At 70.4% G+C, this 19893-nt stretch carries 18 protein-coding genes; 9 read left to right on the top strand and 9 right to left on the bottom strand.

From position 1 onward, the window contains the following. Position 1 precedes the first annotated feature (1 nt). The 3 genes from VR894_RS05000 to VR894_RS04990 form a co-directional block, all read right to left on the bottom strand. On the bottom strand, positions 2–859 hold the full coding sequence (locus VR894_RS05000; protein ID WP_324650249.1) for an ABC transporter permease: 858 nt from the start codon (positions 857–859) through the stop codon (positions 2–4). Then, entirely contained in the window at positions 856–1776 is a 921-nt protein-coding gene (locus VR894_RS04995; protein ID WP_324650248.1) for an ABC transporter ATP-binding protein, read from the bottom strand. Before VR894_RS04995 ends, VR894_RS05000 begins: the two co-directional genes overlap by 4 nt. A gap of 128 nt (positions 1777–1904) precedes the next feature. Continuing rightward, positions 1905–2474: an AAA family ATPase gene (locus VR894_RS04990; protein ID WP_324650247.1), complete on the bottom strand. Its 570-nt coding sequence runs from the start codon at positions 2472–2474 to the stop codon at positions 1905–1907. Between the two features lie 32 nt (positions 2475–2506). On the opposite strand from VR894_RS04990, the gene VR894_RS04985 reads away from it, so the two are divergent. Further along, complete coding sequence (locus VR894_RS04985) at positions 2507–4111, top strand: LuxR C-terminal-related transcriptional regulator (protein WP_324650246.1); 1605 nt, start codon at positions 2507–2509, stop codon at positions 4109–4111. A 110-nt stretch (positions 4112–4221) separates the two neighbouring features. After that, positions 4222–5328, top strand: a complete 1107-nt coding sequence (locus VR894_RS04980; protein ID WP_324650245.1) for a flavin-containing monooxygenase — start codon at positions 4222–4224, stop codon at positions 5326–5328. 12 nt (positions 5329–5340) lie between these two features. On the opposite strand, the gene VR894_RS04975 is transcribed toward VR894_RS04980, so the two are convergent. The 6 genes from VR894_RS04975 to nrdH form a co-directional block, all read right to left on the bottom strand. Beyond that, complete coding sequence (locus VR894_RS04975) at positions 5341–6183, bottom strand: SDR family oxidoreductase (protein ID WP_324650244.1); 843 nt, start codon at positions 6181–6183, stop codon at positions 5341–5343. Positions 6184–6338: 155 nt separating this feature from the next. Beyond that, positions 6339–8459 carry a ribonucleoside-triphosphate reductase, adenosylcobalamin-dependent gene (gene nrdJ, locus VR894_RS04970; protein WP_324650243.1) on the bottom strand — a complete coding sequence of 707 codons (2121 nt, stop codon included), beginning with the start codon at positions 8457–8459 and terminating at the stop codon, positions 6339–6341. Positions 8460–8876: 417 nt separating this feature from the next. Continuing rightward, positions 8877–9848, bottom strand: a complete 972-nt coding sequence (gene nrdF / locus VR894_RS04965) for a class 1b ribonucleoside-diphosphate reductase subunit beta (RefSeq protein ID WP_324650242.1) — start codon at positions 9846–9848, stop codon at positions 8877–8879. 46 nt (positions 9849–9894) lie between these two features. Then, complete coding sequence (gene nrdE / locus VR894_RS04960) at positions 9895–12027, bottom strand: class 1b ribonucleoside-diphosphate reductase subunit alpha (RefSeq protein ID WP_324650241.1); 2133 nt, start codon at positions 12025–12027, stop codon at positions 9895–9897. Beyond that, positions 12024–12443, bottom strand: coding sequence for a class Ib ribonucleoside-diphosphate reductase assembly flavoprotein NrdI (nrdI, locus tag VR894_RS04955; protein WP_324650239.1), 420 nt, complete (start codon positions 12441–12443; stop codon positions 12024–12026). Before nrdI ends, nrdE begins: the two co-directional genes overlap by 4 nt. Before the next feature lie 74 nt (positions 12444–12517). Beyond that, on the bottom strand, positions 12518–12763 hold the full coding sequence (nrdH, locus tag VR894_RS04950) for a glutaredoxin-like protein NrdH (protein WP_324650238.1): 246 nt from the start codon (positions 12761–12763) through the stop codon (positions 12518–12520). Between the two features lie 487 nt (positions 12764–13250). Between nrdH and VR894_RS04945 the strand changes: the two genes are divergently transcribed. The 7 genes from VR894_RS04945 to VR894_RS04915 all read left to right on the top strand — a co-directional run bounded on the left by VR894_RS04945 (position 13251) and on the right by VR894_RS04915 (position 19860). Beyond that, the gene (locus tag VR894_RS04945; protein ID WP_324650237.1) at positions 13251–13709 is read left to right on the top strand and encodes an S-ribosylhomocysteine lyase; all 459 of its coding nucleotides are present in this window, start codon (positions 13251–13253) and stop codon (positions 13707–13709) included. Continuing rightward, complete coding sequence (gene mtnN, locus VR894_RS04940) at positions 13706–14461, top strand: 5'-methylthioadenosine/S-adenosylhomocysteine nucleosidase (protein ID WP_324650236.1); 756 nt, start codon at positions 13706–13708, stop codon at positions 14459–14461. The genes VR894_RS04945 and mtnN overlap by 4 nt, the downstream gene beginning before the upstream one ends. Positions 14462–14481: 20 nt before the next feature. Next, positions 14482–14958, top strand: coding sequence for a hypothetical protein (locus VR894_RS04935; RefSeq protein ID WP_324650235.1), 477 nt, complete (start codon positions 14482–14484; stop codon positions 14956–14958). A gap of 73 nt (positions 14959–15031) precedes the next feature. Next, entirely contained in the window at positions 15032–16771 is a 1740-nt protein-coding gene (locus VR894_RS04930; protein WP_324650234.1) for a BCCT family transporter, read from the top strand. Between the two features lie 118 nt (positions 16772–16889). Further along, positions 16890–18587: a carbon starvation protein A gene (locus VR894_RS04925; protein WP_324650233.1), complete on the top strand. Its 1698-nt coding sequence runs from the start codon at positions 16890–16892 to the stop codon at positions 18585–18587. Then, positions 18584–18859 carry a cory-CC-star protein gene (locus VR894_RS04920; protein ID WP_324650231.1) on the top strand — a complete coding sequence of 92 codons (276 nt, stop codon included), beginning with the start codon at positions 18584–18586 and terminating at the stop codon, positions 18857–18859. The genes VR894_RS04925 and VR894_RS04920 overlap by 4 nt, the downstream gene beginning before the upstream one ends. Next, positions 18850–19860 (top strand): ArsA family ATPase, encoded by a 1011-nt coding sequence (locus VR894_RS04915; RefSeq protein WP_324650229.1) that lies wholly within the window; start codon positions 18850–18852, stop codon positions 19858–19860. The genes VR894_RS04920 and VR894_RS04915 overlap by 10 nt, the downstream gene beginning before the upstream one ends. Positions 19861–19893 lie beyond the last annotated feature (33 nt).

Raw genomic sequence — 19893 nt, 5'->3', positions numbered from 1 at the left:
CTCAGGCGTCGCGCCGTCGGAGGCACACCGCGCCGGCGACGAGCGCCGCCACCGCGTACGCACCGACCACCGCCACGCCCTGCCAGGCGGTCAGCACCTCGTTGGTCCCCTGTAGGCCCGACGTCCCGACGAAGGCGATGGCCGCCGGCAGCGGCATGAGACTGACGAGGTCCTGCACCCAGTCCACGGTGATGAACTGGAGGATGCCGGGCAGGAGCAGGAGGAGGCCCAGCACGGTGGTGATCGTGCCGGCCGTGTGCCGCAGGACGGCACCGAGTCCGAGCGCGACGAGCGCGACGGCCACGTAGAAGTACGTCATGCCGCCGAAGGCCTGCCACGTGTGGGACTGGTCGAGCGCCGGGACGAGCCCGTGGTCCGTGAGCCAGGGGGCGGCGGCAGCCGTACCCACGAGCACGCTGAGCGCGCTGGCGGCGACCGTGACGACGGTCAGCGCGAGCGCCTTGGCCCACAGCACCGGGAGGCGCGAGGGGACGGCGGCGAAGGTCGAGCGGACCATCCCGGTGCCGAACTCCCCCGTCATGAGCAGCGCGCCGAGCACGGCGATGGTCACCATGCCGAACTGGAAACCGGAGATGACGAGCTCGGCACCGTGCGGCTCGAGGCCGGCGGCGGCGGCCTGCTCGACGACGTCGTCGGCCGTGACCGCGACGGCGAGGGAGATGAGCCCCGTGACGGCGACCGTCATGGCCAGGGTCCACCAGGTCGAGCGGAGCGAGAGGAGCTTGATCCACTCCCCGCGCAGGACCCCACCGAAGCTGAGGTCGCTGATCTCTGCCCGCCCGGGTGAGGTGCCGGCCGCCGGGCTCGCGGCGGCCGGGTGCGTCGTCGTCGTGGTCATCGTGCTGCCTCCAGCGTCTGGGCGCGGTACTCGACCGCTGATCCGGTGAGGGTGAGGTAGGCCTCCTCGAGGCTGGCGCGGTGGAGCCGCAGCTCGTGCAGGACGATGCCGTGGCGGGCGGCCAGGGCACCGACGTCCTCGGTGGAGGCGCCGCGGACGTCGAGCACGTCACCCTGCGGCCTTCCGACGTCCGCCCCGACGACGTCGAGCCGGGCAGCGAGCTCGGCGGCCTGCGGGGAACGCACCTTGACGACGGCCTGGGTGGCGGAGTCGACGACGTCCTGGACCGGTCCCTGCGCGAGGATCCGGCCCCGCCCGATGACGAGGAGCTGGTCGGCGGTCTGCGCCATCTCGCTCATGAGGTGGGAGGACAGGAGCACCGTGCGGCCCTCGGCCGCGAGCTGCCGCACGAGGGTGCGGACCCACGTGACGCCCTCGGGGTCCAGGCCGTTGACGGGCTCGTCGAGGATGAGGGTGTGGGGGTCGCCGAGGAGGGCGGCGGCGATGCCCAGCCGTTGGCCCATGCCCAGCGAGAAGCCGCGGACCCGCTTGTGCGCGACGGAGCTCAGCCCGGTCATGTCGATGACCTCGTCGACGCGCCTGACGGGGATGCGGTGGCTGGCCGCGAGCGCCCGCAGGTGGGAGCGGGCGCTGCGCCCGGGGTGCACCGCCTTGGCGTCGAGCAGCGCCCCGACCTCACGCAGCGGTGAGAGGTGGTGCGTGTAGTGCGCACCGTTGACCGTGACCGAGCCTGCGGAGGCACGGTCGAGGCCGACGATCATGCGCATGGTCGTGGACTTCCCCGCGCCGTTCGGGCCGAGGAAGCCGGTAACCGTGCCTGCCGGAACGGTGAAGGTGACGTCGTCGACGGCGGTCGTGTCGCCGTAGCGCTTGGTGAGGTTTCGTGCCTCGATCATCTGAGCCTCTGTCATCGGACGGTAGCTGTCGAGACTCAGTGAACCGGGGTGGGTCGGCGAGCGGATCCGGGGCGGACCCTGGTCGGTCCCTGATCGTGGTGAGGGCGTCTCAGGGTTCGCCCGCGGGCTCAGGGGCGCGCGACCGCCCGGAGCGGGCCGGCCACCCACCGCTCCACCTCGCTCGCCGACCGCAGCCGGACGACCGTGAGGTGCGGCCGGGTGGCCGCGAGCTGCGGGACCCGCCTCCGGTGCTTGTTCCGGGTGGCGACCGCCCACCGGACGACGTGCTCGCGGTCGGTGAGGACCGTGTGCAGGGGCGGTTCGACGTTGCCGTTCCACAGCACCTCCCGGCGCAGCCGGCGGCGCACCGTGCGCCGCACGAGGCGCGGCAGCACCACCGTGGCGAACGGCAGGTCGAGCCAGACGAGGAGGTCCGCGCGCTCGAGGAGCAGCGGCCGGGCGCTCGCGTGCTGGAGCTCGGTGGTCCATGCCTCGCCCGCTACGAACTCGCGGACGTCGTCGAGGAACGCCTCCCGAGGGGTCCAGTCCGCCCCGTGGAACAGGGCGTCGATCTCCGTGTGCGGAACCCCGAGGATCCGCGCGACCCGCCCGGCGAGGGTCGTCTTACCGGCGCCCGAGACCCCGGCCACGACCACGCGCGCGGGCCGGCCCGGGAGCGGGTCGTCGAAGCGCAGCACGGAGGAATGCTACGCAGCGGATACTGGAGGGCGTGAGCAGCGACGACGTCGTCGTCCGGGCCCGAGCGGCGTACGCCGCCCGGCGGTGGCGCACGGCGTTCGACTCGTTTCGTGCGGCGGAGGACAGGGCTCCGCTGGACCCGGCTGACGTCGGGCGCCTGGCCGTGTGCGCCTACCTGCTCTTCCGGCTCGGGGACTACCTCGCTGCCCGGGAACTCGCCTACCAGCGCCACCTCCAGCACGGTGACGCACCGGCCGCCGTGATCAGTGCCTGCTGGATCGCCGTCCAGCACCTCCACGACGGCGAGGCGGCGCGGGGGAGCGGCTGGCTCCGGCGCGCCGAACGGCTGGCTGCCGAGCACGAGGGCAACGAGCGGGTGCGCGGGTACCTCGAGCTGGCCCGGTCGTTCCCGGCCGCAGGTGCCGGTGACCTCGACGGCGCGACCAGGTCGGCGCTGGACGCCGCCCGGGCCGCACACCGGTGCACCGACGCCGACCTCGCCGCTCTCGCGCTGCACCGGGCGGGGCTCCTCGAGCTGGAGGCGGGGCACGTCGAGCGGGGGCGTGCGCTGCTCGACGAGGCGATGGTCGTCGTCACCGCGGAAGGGGTCTCACCGATGGCCACCGGCATCGTCTACTGCGGCGTCATCTCGGGGTGCTGGAGCATCTACGACATCGACCGTGCCCACGAGTGGACCGACGCCCTCGCCGGGTGGTGCGCGGCGCAGCCGGAGCTGGCCTGCTTCGCCGGTGAGTGCCAGGTCCGGCGGGCCGAGCTGCGTCAGCTGCACGGCGACTGGGCTGCCGCCGACGCGGCGCTCGCCGGCATGGAGGAGGACGTCGACCGGCTCTGGGCGGGGTTCGCGGTCTATGTCCGGGGGGACCTCGAGCGGCTCCGTGGGCGGTGGGCCGAGGCCGAACGATCGTTCGCCGCTGCGGCACGGCTCGGGGTGGAGCCGCAACCCGGCCTCGCGCTGCTCCGCCTCGCACGGGGCAGCACGCAGGCGGCCGCCGCGATGGTACGCCGGTCCCTCGCCGAGGTGAGCGGGGCGGGACGGCGGGTCCCGGTGCTCGCGGGCGCCGTCGAGGTGCTCCTCGCGGTCGAGGACCACGGCGGCGCCTCCGCAGCCGTCGGGGAGCTGGAGGAGCTCGCCGCGCGCCAGGACAGTGAGGTCGTCACGGCCGTCGCCGCACAGGCCCGGGCACGGCTCGCCGTCGGCACGGGGCACCCCGAGCACGCCGGCGAGCCGGCGCGGGCAGCGCTCACCACCTGGCTCCGGGTCGGGGTGCCCTACGAGGAGGGCCGTGCCCGGGTACTCGTGGCCACCGCGTGCCGGGCGCTCGGGGACGACGAGTCGGCCGACCGCGAGCAGCGGACCGCGCAGGAGATCTTCAGCCGGCTCGGCGCGCGGCCCGATCTCGACGCCCTCGACCACCCGGCCCGGCAGATGCTGAGTCCGCGCGAGCTGGAGGTGCTGCGACTCGTCGCGACGGGTGCCACGAACCGGGCCATCGCCGCGGAGCTGACGCTCAGTGAGCGCACGGTCGACCGGCATGTCAGCAACATCCTCGCCAAGCTCGGTGTCACCAGCCGCGCGGCGGCGACCGCGCGTGGTGCGAGCTGGCAGCTGCTCTGAGGAGGTACCCACTCGTCGGACCGGACGCAATGGGTGGTCTCACCGATGCGGCGGGCCGACGTCGCTCCGTAGCGTCGGCCAGGTCAGCTCGAGTCGAAGGAGACCCCACCATGGACCACACGATCATCATCGGAGCGGGGCAGGCGGGCCTCGCCGCCGGCTACCACCTGCGCCGCCGTGGCCTGCCGTTCACCGTCCTGGAGGCCGACCACCGCGTCGGTGGCTCGTGGCACCACCGCTGGGACTCGATGCGGCTGTTCACCCAGGTGGACAAGCTCGGCCTCCCCGGGCTGCCGTTCCCCCAGGACGAGCTCTTCCCCTCCGGTGCCCGGATGGCCGAGTACCTCGGCGCCTACGCCACGCACGTCGGCATGGACGTGCGCACCGGTGTGCGCGTGGACGGGATCTTCCGCGACGGTGACCTCCTCACCGTGACGGCAGGGCCCCAGGCGTTCACGGCCGCCAACGTCATCCTGGCGACCGGTGCCGACCGTGTCCCCCGGGTGCCCGCGTTCGCCGGGGAGCTGTCCCCCGCCGTCGTGCAGCTGCACTCGGTGGACTACCGCAACCCGGCGCAGCTGCAGCCGGGTGCGGTCGCCGTCGTCGGTGCCGGGAACTCCGGCGCCGACGTCGCCCTCGACGTGGCACCGACGCACCCGGTGGTGCTCGCCGGGCGCCACCCGGGCCACGTCCCGCTGCGGATCGAGTCACAGCTGATGCGCCGGGTGGTCTTCCCACTGGTGGCGTACACGTGGACCCACGTCCTCACCCGGGACACCCGGGCCGGCCGCAGGTCGCGGGAGAAGATGCTCTCCGGGCACGGCGACCCGCTCATCCGGGTCAAGCCCCGAGACCTCGACGCCGCCGGAGTCCGTCGAGCCGCGCGCGTCACCGACGTCCGTGACGGCCTGCCGGTGACCGCCGACGGCGAGGTGCTCGACGTCAGGAACGTCGTGTGGGCCACCGGCTTCCGGCCCGGGCACGAGTGGATCGACCTGCCCGGCCTGGACAGCAGCGGCCTCCTGGACAACGAGCGCGGGGCCGTCACCGGGCAGCCCGGCCTGTACGTCCTCGGGCAGCTCTTCCAGTACCGGTTCGCGTCGCACACCGCCTTCGGCGTCGCACACGACGCGGAGCTCGTCACCGCCGACATCGCTCGCCGCGCCGCGCGGCCCGTGGCACCCGCCGGAGGGAGGCGGGTACCACGGACCGCGTAGCGGGTCGTGGGCCTACCCGGCCGGCTGGCCCGCGGTCAGCTGCTGGAAGTACTCCCCCACGCGGCCGTCCGCCCAGCTCCACGCGTCCTCGCCGCGCAGCACGACGTCGCTCCCGCCGTCGCAGTAGATGGTCTGCCCGGCGCAGTGGGTGTTCTCCGGCGAGGTCAGCCAGATGAGCAGGTTGGCGATCGACTCCGGCGGCTGGTGATAGTTCAGCGGCATGGGGACGACGGCGTCGACGAACGCGGTCGACTCGGGCGAGGCGAGCAGCTGCTCGGTCATCGGGGTGACGACGATGCCCGGCGCGACGACATTGAGCGGGATCCCGGCTCCGGCCCACTCCGGCGTCACCGACTGGGCGCGCACCCAGCGGGAGATGGCTCGCTTGGTCGAGGCGTAGATGAGGTTGCCGGTCTGCGGGTCGGCGGCCAGCTGGTCCGCCACCTCGACGGCGGTGGCCTCGGTCGAGGTCAGCAGCGCCTCGACGAGCTGGGGCGAGTTCGGCTGCAGGGAGGACATCGAGCCGACGACGGCGGCGCGCGGTGCCGTGGACTGCGCGAGCGCGGGTCGCAGCTCCGCGAGGAACTCCGTGACCCCGTAGTAGTTGACGGACACGGTGAGCGCGGTCGGCAGCGAGACGCCGGCGGACGCGATGGCGGCGTCGACCCGTCCGCCCGCGGCCTCGAGGGCGGCCGCCGCCCCCTCGCGCCTGCCCGCCGGCGTCGACAGGTCCGCGCTGATGTCCGAGTTCTTGAGGTCCACCCCGACGACCGTGGCGCCGGCCTCGCGCAGCAGGCGCGCGGTGGCGGCGCCGATGCCCGATCCGGCCCCGGTGACGATGTACGTGCGGGCCATGAGGTTCCTCCTTGGTGGGTGAGATCACCACTCTGCCGCGCGGACGGGCGCCCTCCCACGGCCGAAGGTCCCGTCCCCCAGGGCCCAGCAGAACGCCGACGGCCGGACCGTTCTCGCGAACGATCCGGCCGTCACCGGTACGGCTCCGAGCAGTGTCAGCTGGAGGCGGTGAACTCCGCGTTGATCTTGATCTCGTCGAACTCGCAGTCGTCGGTGGTGCAGTACGCCTCACCGATCGCGTCGATGGTCTCCATGTCGCCGTCGTAGATCGCGTCGAGGAAGGCGGGGATGAGTGCCTGGGTGGCGGCCTCGTACTCCTCGGCCGTGATCTGCGTGTACGGCATCTGGGGGTAGACGAAGTTGCCCTGCGGGAGGAAGGAGGCCGTCTTGAGCCGGCCCGTGAACTCGCGCAGGACGTCCCCGATCTGCCCGCCCTCGGTCTCCGGGTCGAAGGACAGCGTGACCGAGACCGAGTTGTCCGACCAGTACCTTTGCGCGAGCGCGGCGAGCTCGGCCTTCTCGCGCAGGGAGACGTCCTTCTCCGAGCGGCGCGCCGCGGACTTGATGGGGAAGAAGATGACCGAGGTGCCCGTGGGGTCCTCGCTGGCCGGCTCGACGCGGTAGCCGGCGGCGCGGAACAGCGTGACCAGCGGGTCCTCGTTGCGGAAGCGGATCGCGCGGTTGAAGTAGGTGCCGCCCGGGGCCCAGTGCACACCGGGCGAGACCCCGGCGACGATGCTCACGGTGCCGCTGGGCTTGACCGTCGTCGTGCGGATCGACTCGCGCACGGCAAGGGTCTCGGAGATCTCGGCGTCCCACGCCCGGATGACCCGGTAGCCGTCGTCCATCCACTCGCGCATGACGTCGATGCCGACGTTGTCGGCGAAGTCGGTGATCCCCGACATCGAGGTCCCCACGCGACGGTTCCGCTGCATGACGGCGTTGGTCCGCTCCCAGTGGGTCGACAGGAGCGTGACGACCTTGCCGTAGAGGAATGCCGTGCGCAGGGTGGCGAGGAAGTCCTCCTTGGAGGAGGCGCGGGAGGGGAAGGTCTCGACGAGGGTGCAGCACTCGAAGGACTCCAGCGGCTGCTCCGCGCACGGGTTGTACCCCATGACGCGGTGGTCCTTGTGGTCCGCCGGGTCGGCCAGCCGGCCGTAGGCACGCGTGGTGTCGAGCCAGATGACCCCGGGCTCGCCGTTGCGGGAGATCGCCTCGGTGACGCCGGAGAGGTCGGTGTCGGTGTCGACGACGACGGAGTTGTTCGACATCCATGCCCAGCCGGGGCTGGCCGGGTCGTAGGAGTTGCGCTCGGGGAAGACGTCGGCGTTCTTCAGGTTGAGGAAGTCCGGGTCGTCGATCTCCCCGAGGAGGATCTCGGCGGAACGCCGCACGTTGCCCGCGACCACGCAGACACCGATGAGGTTTCCGATGTCGGCGATGTCACGGGTGCTCAGCGCCTGACCGCCGCGGCCGTCGAGCACCGTGCGGATCGCCGTGTGGAGGCGGTGCAGCGGCTCGGGGCCGGCCGCGGTGCCACCGAAGGTCCTGATCGGCGCACCCTTGGGGCGCACGAGGGAGTAGTCCATGGCCGGCAGGACGTCACCCTTGAGGTAGGCGTCGATGACCATGGCCGTGGACACCACCCAGCCCTCCCGGGTGTCCGGCACCGTGTAGACGGGCGTGCCCGCCTCGACGACGGGCGGCAGGGCCCGGCCCTCGGCGTCGAGCTCGAGGCCCGTCGCAGAGTCGTGGACCGTCGGCGCGTGGATGGTGAAGCCCTGCTTCGCCCCGCGGGTGTCGAAGCCGACACCGACGCCGAGCATGGACGCCTCCATGAGGAAGGTGAACGGACCGGAGGGGTCCTCGGGCGTCATGTCCTCGGTGGAGACGAATGCGCAGTTCTGCAGGGGCGCGGAGTTGCGCAGCTCGTTGACCAGCGGCGTGCCCATGACCCACAGCCCGCGTCCCGGCGGCGTCCACTTGAGCTCGAAGAGCCGTTCGTAGGCGTCCTGCGCCATCTCCTGGGCCTGGTCCTCGTCCCAGGGCAACCGCTGACCCCTCATGTGGTCGGTGAGGATCGAGAACATGCCCTCGACGACGCGACGGCAGACCTCGTGCCAGCGCTCCTTGGTGCCGTCCTCCCGCTGACGCGAGTACGTCCGCAGGAAGGTGATCTCACCGAGCGAGTTGCCGGCGGCGTCGGAGTAGCCCCACGGCACCTGGCGGTTGGCGTAGGAGTCGACGAAGGAGTCGGGGAGCTGGAAGGAGAACATCGTCAGCTTTCGTGGTTCGGGGTGTGGTGTGTGGACCTGCTCGGCGGCCGGAAGGGCGGCGAGCGCGGCAGAACGACACCTGTGTAGTTCGATACCTCAACACTACACCTGGGGGTGTGTGTTGTGAACGACCCCAAGGTCTAGTGGCTGTGGGGTGGGTCGCAGCGACGCCAGGACCATCGTCCCACCCCCGCACGAGGTACGCGGGTGGGCTCCCGGCGCCTTCCCACTGGGTGTCTACCGGGTCCTGGACTCAGGCGCTGCCGCTGCCCTGCTCGCAGTCTTCGCCCTCGGCATGGTCGTTGCCGGTTTGATGGTTCCGATCCCAGCCTGGGTACCTGGATCGTCGTGATCGGGGTCCATCTCCTGGACCTGTCCGCATGAGCCCGCGTCAGGAGGCGGGAGTCGGCGCCGGGTTCAGAAGTCCCAGTCCTCGTCCTCGGTGTCGACCGCCTTGCCGATGACGTAGCTGGAGCCGGACCCGGAGAAGAAGTCGTGGTTCTCGTCGGCGTTGGGGCTGAGCGAGGACAGGATCGCCGGGTTGACGTTCGTCTCCTCCTTGGGGAACAGCCCCTCGTACCCGAGGTTCATCAGCGCCTTGTTCGCGTTGTACCGCAGGAAGGCGTTGACGTCCTCGGTGAGGCCGAGCGGGCCGTAGAGGTCCTGTGTGTACTGCTCCTCGTTGTCGTAGAGGTCCAGCAGCAGCCCGAAGGTGTAGTCCTTGAGCTCCTGCTGCCGCGCCGGCGAGGCCTTCTCCAGGGCCTTCTGGTACTTGTAGCCGATGTAGTACCCGTGCACCGCCTCGTCGCGGATGATCAGCCGGATGAGGTCCGCCGTGTTGGTGAGCTTGGCCCGCGATGACCAGTACATCGGGGCGTAGAAGCCGGAGTAGAAGAGGAACGACTCGAGCATGGTCGAGGCGACCTTGCGCTTCTCGGGGTCGTCACCGCGGTAGTACTCCATGACGATCGCGGCCTTGCGCTGCAGGTGCTCGTTCTCCTCCGACCAGCGGAACGCCTCGTCGATCTCCCGGGTGGAGATGAGCGTGGAGAAGATCGAGGAGTAGCTCTTCGCGTGCACCGACTCCATGAAGGCGATGTTCGTGTACACCGCCTCCTCGTGGGGCGTGACGGCGTCCGGGATGAGGCTGACCGCGCCGACCGTGCCCTGGATGGTGTCGAGCAGGGTGAGCCCGGTGAAGACCCGGGTGGTCATCGTCTGCTCGTCCGCGCTCAGGGTGTTCCACGACTGGATGTCGTTGGACAGCGGGACCTTCTCAGGCAGCCAGAAGTTGCCGGTCAGGCGGTCCCAGACCTCGACGTCCTTGTCGTCCTGCACCCGGTTCCAGTTGATGGCCTGGACCCGGTCGACGAGCTTGAGCTTCTCCACGGTCTTCGTCTCTCTCTGTGTCTCGGGGGCGGTCAGCGCTGTGGGGTCACAGCGTGCAGCTGACGCAGCCCTCCACCTCGGTACCCTCGAGCGCCATCTGCCGCAGGCGGATGTAGTAGAGCGTCTTGATGCCCTTGCGCCACGCGTAGATCTGCGCCCTGTTGAGATCGCGGGTGGTGACGGTGTCCTTGAAGAAGAGCGTCAGCGACAGGCCCTGGTCCACGTGCTGCGTGGCCGCGGCGTAGGTGTCGATGATCTTCTCGGGCCCGATCTCGTAGGCGTCCTGGTAGTACTCGAGGTTGTCGTTCGTCATGTAGGGCGCCGGGTAGTAGACCCGCCCGAGCTTGCCCTCCTTGCGGATCTCGATCTTCGACACGATCGGGTGGATCGAGGAGGTCGAGTTGTTGATGTAGGAGATCGAGCCGGTCGGCGGGACGGCCTGGAGGTTCTGGTTGTACAGGCCGTGCTCCTGCACCGAGGCGGCGAGCGCGCGCCAGTCGTCCTGGGTGGGGATGTGCACGCCGGCCGTCTCGAACAGCTCACGCACCCGCTCGGTCCGCGGCACCCACTCCTGCTCGGTGTACTTGGTGAAGAACTCACCGCTGGCGTACGTCGAGCGTTCGAAGCCCGCGAAGGACCGTCCGCGCTCGATCGCGAGCTTGTTCGACTCGGTGATCGCGTGGAACGCCACCGTGTAGAAGTAGATGTTGGTGAAGTCCACGCCCTCCTCGGAGCCGTAGTGGACCCGCTCCCGCGCGAGGTAGCCGTGGAGGTTCATCTGGCCCAGGCCGATCGCGTGGGACTCGTTGTTGCCCTTCTCGATCGAGGGCACCGAGGCGATGTGCGTCTGGTCGGAGACCGCCGTCAGCGCGCGGACCGCGGTCCCGACCGTCCTGCCGAAGTCCGGGGAGTCCATCGCCTTGGCGATGTTCAGCGAGCCGAGGTTGCAGGAGATGTCCTTGCCGACCTCCGCGTAGGAGAGGTCGTCGTTGTAGGTCGAGGGCGTGGAGACCTGGAGGATCTCCGAGCACAGGTTCGACATGCTGATGCGGCCGTCGATCGGGTTCGCCGCGTTGACCGTGTCCTCGAACATGACGTACGGGTAGCCGGACTCGAACTGGATCTCGGCGATCGTCTGGAAGAAGTCCCGGGCCCTGATGGTGGTCTTCTTGATGCGGTCGTCCGCGACCATCTCGTCGTACTTCTCGGTCACGCTGATCTCCGAGAAGGGCACCCCGTACACGCGCTCGACGTCGTAGGGGGAGAACAGGTGCATGTCCGCGTTCGCCTTGGCGAGCCCGAAGGTGACGTCGGGGACGACGACGCCCAGCGAGAGCGTCTTGATGCGGATCTTCTCGTCCGCGTTCTCCCGCTTGGTGTCGAGGAACTTCATGATGTCGGGGTGGTGGGCGTGCAGGTACACCGCACCGGCGCCCTGGCGCGCCCCGAGCTGGTTGGCGTAGGAGAAGGAGTCCTCGAGGAGCTTCATCACGGGGATGACGCCGGAGGACTGGTTCTGGATGCGCTTGATCGGGGCACCCGACTCGCGCAGGTTGGTGAGCGACAGCGCCACACCGCCGCCGCGCTTGGACAGCTGGAGCGCGGAGTTGATGCCGCGGGCGATCGACTCCATGTTGTCCTCGGTGCGCAGGAGGAAGCAGGAGACCAGCTCACCGCGCGAGGCCTTGCCGGCGTTGAGGAAGGTCGGGGTCGCCGGCTGGAAGCGGCCGGTGATGACCTCCTCGACCGTGTTCAGCGCGACCTGCTCGTCGCCGGCCGCGAGGGCGAGGGCGACCATGACGACGCGGTCCTCGAAGCGCTCGAGGTACTTGGTGCCGTCGAAGCTCTTGAGCGTGTAGGACGTGTAGTACTTGAAGGCGCCGAGGAAGGACTCGAAGCGGAAGTCGAGGGAGTCGGCCAGCTGCCAGATGCGCTCGAGGAACTCCGGGGAGTACTGCTCGAGCACCTCCTGCTCGTAGTAGCCCTCGTCGACGAGGTAGCGCAGCCGCTCGGCGACGCCGGGGAAGGTGAGGGTCCGCGGGACGACGTGCTGCCGGAAGTAGGCGTCCACCGCCTGCCTGTCGGCGTCGAACTGGATGTTCCCGTCCGCGTCGTAGAGGTTGAGCATCGCGTTGAGGGCGTGGTAGTCGAGCTCGGGAGCCGCGCCCTGCTGCGTCATACCGTTGTCAGTGACCGTTGTTGCTGCCAAAACTGTCCCAATCCCTCACGGACGCGCGTGACGTCCTCGGCTGTTCCGAGTAGTTCGAATCTGTACAGGTACGGCACCTGGAGCTTGGCGGCGATGATGTCGCCGGCGATGCAGAAGGCCGAGCCGAAGTTCGTGTTCCCCGCCGCGATGACCGCGCGGCACAGCGACCGGTTGTGGGGGTCGTTGAGGAACCTGATGACCTGCTTGGGGACCGCGCCACGCCCGTTGCCTCCGCCGTAGGTCGGCACGACGAGGACGTACTCCTCGTCCACCGTGAGGGGCGGGTCGCTCGCGTACAGCGGGATCCGCTGGGCCTCGAGGCCCAGCCGCTCCACGAACCGGCGGGTGTTCTGGGAGACCGAGGAGAAGTACACCAGGTGCGCCATGCCACCCCCTCGTCGGATGCGTGCCGGACGTGGTCTCGGTCGGGTCGCCGGATGAGGGCGACCCGACCGAAGTCTCAGACGGCGACGGAGGCGGCCACGGCCGCCAGCGCCTTGATCTTGTCGGGGCGGAACCCCGACCAGTGGTCACCGTCGGCGAACACGACGGGAGCCTGCTGGTAGCCGAGCGCCTTGACCGTCTCGAGCGCCTCGGCGTCGGTGGAGACGTCGACGACGTCGTACTCCAGGCCGAACTTGTCCAGCGTGCGGTAGGTCGCGTCACACTGGACGCAGGACGGCTTGCTGAAGACGGTGATGCTCATCGGAGCGGCTCTCCCCTCGCTGCGCTTCCCCGCCTCCGGGGCGGCTGAACGACAGTGGTGTTATTTGGTCATCGGCTGGAGCACAGACACTACACATAGTGGTGGCGCTTCGGAACGACCCCCAGGTGTTGTGTCGGCGAGTCGCGCGACCGGCGTGTCATCCACAGTCCGTATCGCAAGCTGTGCATGGCACTCCTCCTGCTGGGGACATCCTGTGGAGCCGCGGCCCGGCGCGGCAGCGGGACTCCGTGACCAGGGTGTCACCGACCACTGACATCGCCGACGGAGCCACCTCGGACGGCGCTGTGGACGGACGGCCCCGGCGTGTCGTCCACACGCGGTGGACAGGTCGCGCGAACTGCCCCGCGCCCCGGCGAAGGTCCCCGGCGTGTCGCCGGCACGGGCGTGTCGTCGGGACGGTGCAGGTGGCGAAGTACACACCGACCCCCCGGCGACAGCACGCCGACACATCGCCCATGATGGAACCGTGAGGAAGATGAACGTCGAGAGCTTCAACCTCGACCACCGTGCGGTCAAGGCGCCGTACGTGCGGGTCGCGGACAGCAAGACGCTGCCCGGGGGCGACGTGCTCACCAAGTTCGACATCCGGTTCTGCCAGCCCAACGTCGACCACCTGCAGATGCCGGTGGTCCACTCCCTCGAGCACCTCATGGCCGAGCACATGCGCAGCCACACCGACGCCGTCATCGACATCTCACCGATGGGCTGCCAGACCGGCTTCTACGCCCTCCTCCTCGGCACCGACCAGGCCGGCTTCCTTCCCCTCCTCGAGGCGACGCTGCGCGACGTCCTCGCTGCGCAGCAGGTGCCCGCCGCCAACGAGGTCCAGTGCGGCTGGGGCGCGAGCCACGACCTCTCGGGCGCGCAGGAGGCCGCGCGGACCTTCCTCGACCGGCGCGCGGAGTGGGAGCAGGTCCTGGCATGAGCGAGATCTTCGGCGTCCCCGTCGCCCCGGGTTCCCCCCTGGCCGCGCCCCTCACCACCGTGGACGCCGTCGTCGTCGCCGCCATGGACGAGGAGATCGCCCCCTTCGAGCAGCGCGCCGACCAGCTGGCCCACCAGCGGCACGTCGGCATGGCCCGGTCGGTCATCGCGACCATCGGCGGGCGCAAGCTGCTCCTCGTCCGCTCGGGCATCGGCGCCGTCAACGCCGCCGCGGCGACCGTCCTCGCCGTGCACGCCGTCCGCACGCCGATCGTCCTGTCCGCGGGATCGGCCGGTGGTCTGGCCAATGGCGTGCGGGTGGGTGACGTCGTCGTCGGGGACGAGTACGCCTTCGGGAACGCGGACGCCTCCGCCTTCGGCTACGCACCGGGCCAGATCCCCGGCATGCCTCCGACCTACCCCGGCGCCCCCGCGCTCATCGAGCGCGCGCAGAACCGCCCGGGCGTCCTCACCGGCGCGATGATCTCCGGTGACACCTTCGTCGACTCCCGCACCGTCGACACCTACCGCGCCCGCTTCCCCCGGGCGCTCACGGCCGACATGGAGACCGCCGCCATCGCCCAGGCGTGCTACTCCTTCGGCACCCCGTTCCTCTCCGTCCGCGGTGTCTCCGACCTGTGCGGGCCCACCGCGGGAGAGGACTTCTCGTTGGCGATCGACACCGTCGCCGCACTCGCCGCGGACGTCAGCCTCGACCTCATCGACGTCCCGGCCCCCGTCACCCACGGCTGACCAGCCGTAGGATCGGCCCCGTGCTGACGTCCTGGCCCGTGCTGCTCGCCGTCGTGAGCGTCATCGCGCTCCTCGCCGCGGGCGTGGCGGTGGTCGTCGTGCTGCTCGTGCGCCGCAGCGACCGCCGGCTGGGGCACGGACCGGTCGCAGCACCGGGCCAGCCCGAGCGCAACGCCGCGGCCGGGCGGCTGGTCGCCCAGCTCGACGACGCCACCACCCGGGCGGGCACCACGGTGCAGTTCGCGCGACTGCAGCTGAACTCGACGGCGCCGGTCGAGCTGGAGGCCGCGATCGCCGAGGCGCGGGCCAGCACCGCCGCCCTCGCCACCACCCTCGCCGACACCCGCGACGGCCAGGCCCAGGGGCCGGCCGGCACCGAGGTCGCGGGACGGCTCACCGCCGCCATCGACCGGGCCGACGCCGCCCGGGAGCGGCTCCTCGCCGCCGAGGCCCGGGTTCAGGAGGAGACCCGCCGGATCGGTCCTCCGGCACCCTGACCGTCTCCTCGTGCCGCGTCCGCAAGTCGTGGGTACTGTCACGCCAGGACGCCGACGACGAAGGAGGGCTCTCGTGGCGACGTCACCAGACGTACCGCGCACCTCGGACGCGCAACCCGAACCACAAGCCACGACGGACAGGCGCTGGTACCAGTCCGTCCACGGCCCGGTCTTCTGGCCGTCGCTCATCCTCATCCTCGCGTTCGTCGCCCTCGCCGTCATCGGCGGGGACGGCGTCGGCGCTGTCATCGGGGACATCCAACAGGGGGTCGTCTCCGGCTTCGGCTGGTACTACACCGCCCTGGTCTCCGCGTTCGTCGTCTTCGCGCTGTGGATGGGACTCAGCCACTACGGCGACATCCGGCTGAGCGGAGACGACGCCAAGCCGGAGTTCGGGCTGGGGTCGTGGCTGACGATGCTCTTCGCAGCGGGAATGGGGATCGGTCTCGTCTTCTGGGGCGTCGCCGAGCCGCTCCACCACTTTGCCGGCATCCCCAACCGGGCCTCACGCATCGTGGCACCCGACGCGCAGGGCGCCCAGGAGTCCCTGGTCGTCACGTTCCTCCACTGGGGTCTGCACCCGTGGGCCATCTACGTCGTGGTCGGCCTCGCGATCGCCTACGCCGTCCACGTCAAGAACCGTCCCATCTCCATCCGGTGGGCGGTCGCCCCGGTGCTCGGCAAGCGCACGAACGGCTGGCTCGGCGACCTCATCGACATCGCCGCCGTCGTGGGTACCGTGTTCGGCATCGCGACCTCCCTCGGTCTGGGTGTCACGCAGATCGCTGGCGGGCTGGAGTTCCTGGAGATCATCTCCGAGCCGAGCAACATGATGCTCGTGCTCATCATCGGCGGGGTCACGGCCCTCGCCCTCGCCTCCGTCATCAGTGGAGTGACCAAGGGGATCAAATGGCTGTCGAACATCAACATGTCCATGGCCGTCGCCCTGATGATCTTCGTGCTGATCACCGGACCGACGCTCTTCCTGCTCCGCGAGTTCATCCAGGGCACCGGCGCCTACCTCCAGAACCTCATCTCGCTGAGCTTCCGCACCTCCGCGCTCTTCGACGCCGACGGCGTCGAGTGGCAGGGCTGGTGGACGGCGTTCTACTGGGGGTGGTGGATCTCCTGGGCACCCTTCGTCGGCGTCTTCATCGCACGCATCTCCAAGGGCCGCACCGTCCGTGAGTTCGTGCTAGGGGTGCTGCTCGTCCCCACGGCCTTCAGCCTGCTCTGGTTCACCGTGCTCGGTGGTGCCGGCCTGTACCGAGAGCTCTTCGGCGACGGCGGCCTGGTCGGCACCGGTGCGGACGGTGTGGCCACCGTCGACGAGACCAACACCCTGTTCATGCTGCTCCAGGACCTCCCGGCGGGAGGCCTCCTGGTGGGCATCGCGATCATCATCGTCGTGCTCTTCTTCGTCACCTCCTCGGACTCCGGCTCACTGGTCGTGGACATGCTGGCCTCCGGCGGCGACATCGATCCACCCAAGTGGAGCCGCGTGCTATGGGCGGTTCTCGAGGGCGCGGTGGCAGCGGCACTCGTCCTCGCGGGTGGGCTCGTCGCCCTCCGCGGTGTGGCGATCACCATCGCGCTGCCCTTCAGCGTGGTCATGATCCTCATGTGCGTCTCACTGCTGCGCCAGTTCCGTGTCGAGAGGCAGCAGACCCTGGACGCCGAGCTCCGGCTGCGCCGTGACCTGTTCACCGAGCACGTCACCCAGACCCTCCAGAACGAGTCCGTCGTCGGCGGCACCGACGACACCGGGACGAGGGTCGCGCAGGGCTGGCTCAAGCGGCGCCGCCAGGGCTGACACGTCGCGGCCGGATCGGTCTCACCGTCCCACCTGGGCGCTATGGTGAGACCGATCACGGCCGGCGGCGGGGAACCCGCAGGCCCGACCGGTCGTCAACGACGAAGATCGGAGTGACGTGAACTCACTGCTTCTCGCCGCGATCGGCATCGCCATGATGCTCGCCGGCTACTTCCTCTACTCCAAGTACCTCGGCAGCCGCGTCTACCGGCTCAACGCCCGCCTCCGCACACCCGCCCACGAGTTCCGGGACGGCATCGACTTCGTCCCGACGAACAAGTACGTGCTGTGGGGCCACCACTTCACCTCGGTCGCCGGCGCCGCGCCGATCGTCGGTCCGGCGGTCGCCGTGATCTGGGGGTGGCTGCCGGCCTTCCTCTGGGTCACCCTCGGCACGGTGTTCTTCGCGGGCATGCACGACCTGGGCGCCCTGTGGGCGTCGATCCGCAACAGGGGCCAGTCCATCGGGACCCTGTCCGGCCGCTACATCGGGGCACGTGGACGCAACCTGTTCCTCGTCGTCATCTTCCTGCTGCTGCTCATGGTCAACACGGCCTTCGCCGTCGTCATCGGCGGGCTGCTCGTCAACACCCCGACGGCCGTCATCCCGGTCTGGGGAGCGATCCTCGTCGCGCTCCTCATCGGCCAGGCGATCTACCGGTGGAAGCTCAACCTCGTCGCCGTCTCGGTCATCGGCGTCGTGGCCCTGTACTCGCTCATCATCCTGGGCGACAACGCCCCCGTCGTCCTGCCCGAGACCGTCATGGGCCTGTCGGCCGAGGCCTTCTGGGTGCTCGTGCTGTTCCTGTACGCCGGCGTCGCCTCCATGCTGCCCGTGTGGATGCTGCTCCAGCCGCGGGACTACATCAACGGCCTGCAGCTGTTCATCGGCCTCGGGATCCTGTACGTCTCGGTGCTCATCGCCTCGCCGGAGATCGTCGCCCCCGCGATGAACTCCAACGTCCCCGAGGGCACCCCGAGCCTCGTACCGCTGCTCTTCGTCACCATCGCGTGCGGGGCCATCTCCGGCTTCCACGGCATCGTCTCCTCCGGCACCAGCGCCAAGCAGCTCGACAAGGAGACCGATGCACGGTTCGTCGGCTACTTCGGTGCGGTCGGGGAGGGCCTGCTCGCGCTCGGCTCGATCATCGCCGCCACCGCGGGCTACCGGACGCTCGCGGACTGGGAGGCCGTCTACTCGGCCTTCAACCAGGGTGGGGTGGCCGCCTTCGTCGAGGGCGGCGGGGCCATCGTCAACGCGGGCCTGGGCATCCCGGCGTCGCTCAGCGCCACCATCCTGGCGACGATGGCCGTGCTGTTCGCCGCGACCACCATGGACACCGGCGTGCGCCTGCAGCGCTACGTCGTCCAGGAGGCCGTCGGTCTCGCCGGCAAGCGGATCGGCACCGTCCTCGCGACGGTCATCGTGCTCGCCTTCGGCCTGGGGCTGTCCTTCAGCATCAGCACCGACGGCGCGGGCGGCATGCGCATCTGGCCGTTGTTCGGCACCACCAACCAGATCCTGGCAGGCCTGACCCTGTCGATCGTCGCGGTCATGCTCATGCGCAAGCGGCGCAGCCCGCTGCCTGCGCTGGTCCCGCTCGTGTTCGTCTTCTCCATGTCGGTGGCCGCCGCGATCGTCCAGGTCGGGCAGTTCTACTCCGACGGGGACTGGCTGCTGCTCGGCCTCGACCTCGTCATCCTCGTCGCCGCGCTGTGGGTCATCGTCGAGGCCGTCGGCTCGATGGCCAGGGCCCGCAGGGAGCCTGCCGACGAGGAGGACCCGGTCGACGCCGAGGCGGCCGTCGAGCGATGAGCGGAGGGGGCGACGACCGCAGCCGCGCGGCACGGCTCGCCGCGGGACTGCGCGAGTTCTACGTCGCCCCCTACCGCCGCACCTTCGCCCGGGCCCAGCGCGACGAGGACGACCTCTTCATGATGATCGTGCTCTCCGACATGCTCGGCGTTCCCAACCCGGCCAGCTACTACACGGTGGAGTTGCTCCCCCTCATGTACGACCGCTTCCACGAGTGGCACCGCCGCATGGGCATGGACCACTCGCCGCTGGACCACGTCTCGTGCTGCTAGAGCTGGCCGCCCAGCGGCAGGTGCTGTTCGTCGGCGGCAAGGGTGGGGTCGGGAAGACGGCGGTGGCCTCCGCCGTCGCCCTCGCCCAGGCGCGGGCCGGACGGCGGGTGCTCGTGGTCTCCACGGACCCCGCCCACAACCTCGGCCACCTGTGGGAACGGCAGGTGGGTGACCGGGAGGTCGCCCTCGCGCCCGGCCTCGACGGCCTGGAGATCGACCCCGCCCGCACCACCGACGAGCACCTACGCGAGGTGGGGCACACCCTGCGGCGGCTCATGCCCGAGCACCTCTCCCGGGAGGTCGACAAGCACCTCGCGCTGGCGCGGGACGCCCCCGGCACGCACGAGGCCGCCGTCCTCGAGCGGCTCGCCGAGGTGCTGGAGTCCGCCGACCACGACCTCGTCGTGTTCGACACCGCACCCTCGGGCCACACGGCGCGGCTGATGTCCCTGCCGGAGACGATGTCCGCGTGGACCGAGGGCCTGCTCCGGCGGCAGGACCGCTCCGCGCGCTTCGGGGCCGCGTTGCGGGGACTGGACGACGACGGCGCAGCAGCGAGCATCGTCGGCACCGGACGGCGGCGGGACCAGCGGGCGGACCGCGACCAGGAGATCCGCCGCATCCTCCTGCGTCGTCGCACCCGGTTCACTCAGCTGCGGGACCTGCTGGCCGACGACGCCCGCACCGCCTTCGTCATCGTCCTCGCGGCGGAACGGCTCCCGGCGCTGGAGACGATCGAGCTCTACGGGCGGCTGCTGCGGTCGGGGGTGAGCGTCGGTGCGCTCGTCGTCAACAAGCGGTCCCCCGCGGACCGCGGAGAGTTCCTCGCACGGCGACGTGCTCAGGAGCAGGTGCATCTCGACACGGTGCGGGAGGCCTTGCCGCACGTGCCGCTCATCGAGCTGCCGCTGCTCGCCGAGGACATCGTCGGTGAGGCGGCGCTCGACCGCTTCGCCGCCGAGATCGGCGGTGCGGTCGCGACCGGCGGTCCGCGCCGCTGAGGTCGCCCGCTGCGGGGCGGTCCGGGATTGGGC

It is taken from the genome of Georgenia sp. H159 (assembly GCF_035607575.1).
Taxonomy (GTDB): Bacteria; Actinomycetota; Actinomycetes; order Actinomycetales; family Actinomycetaceae; genus Oceanitalea.
This window is presented reverse-complemented; position numbering and strand designations above follow the sequence as displayed.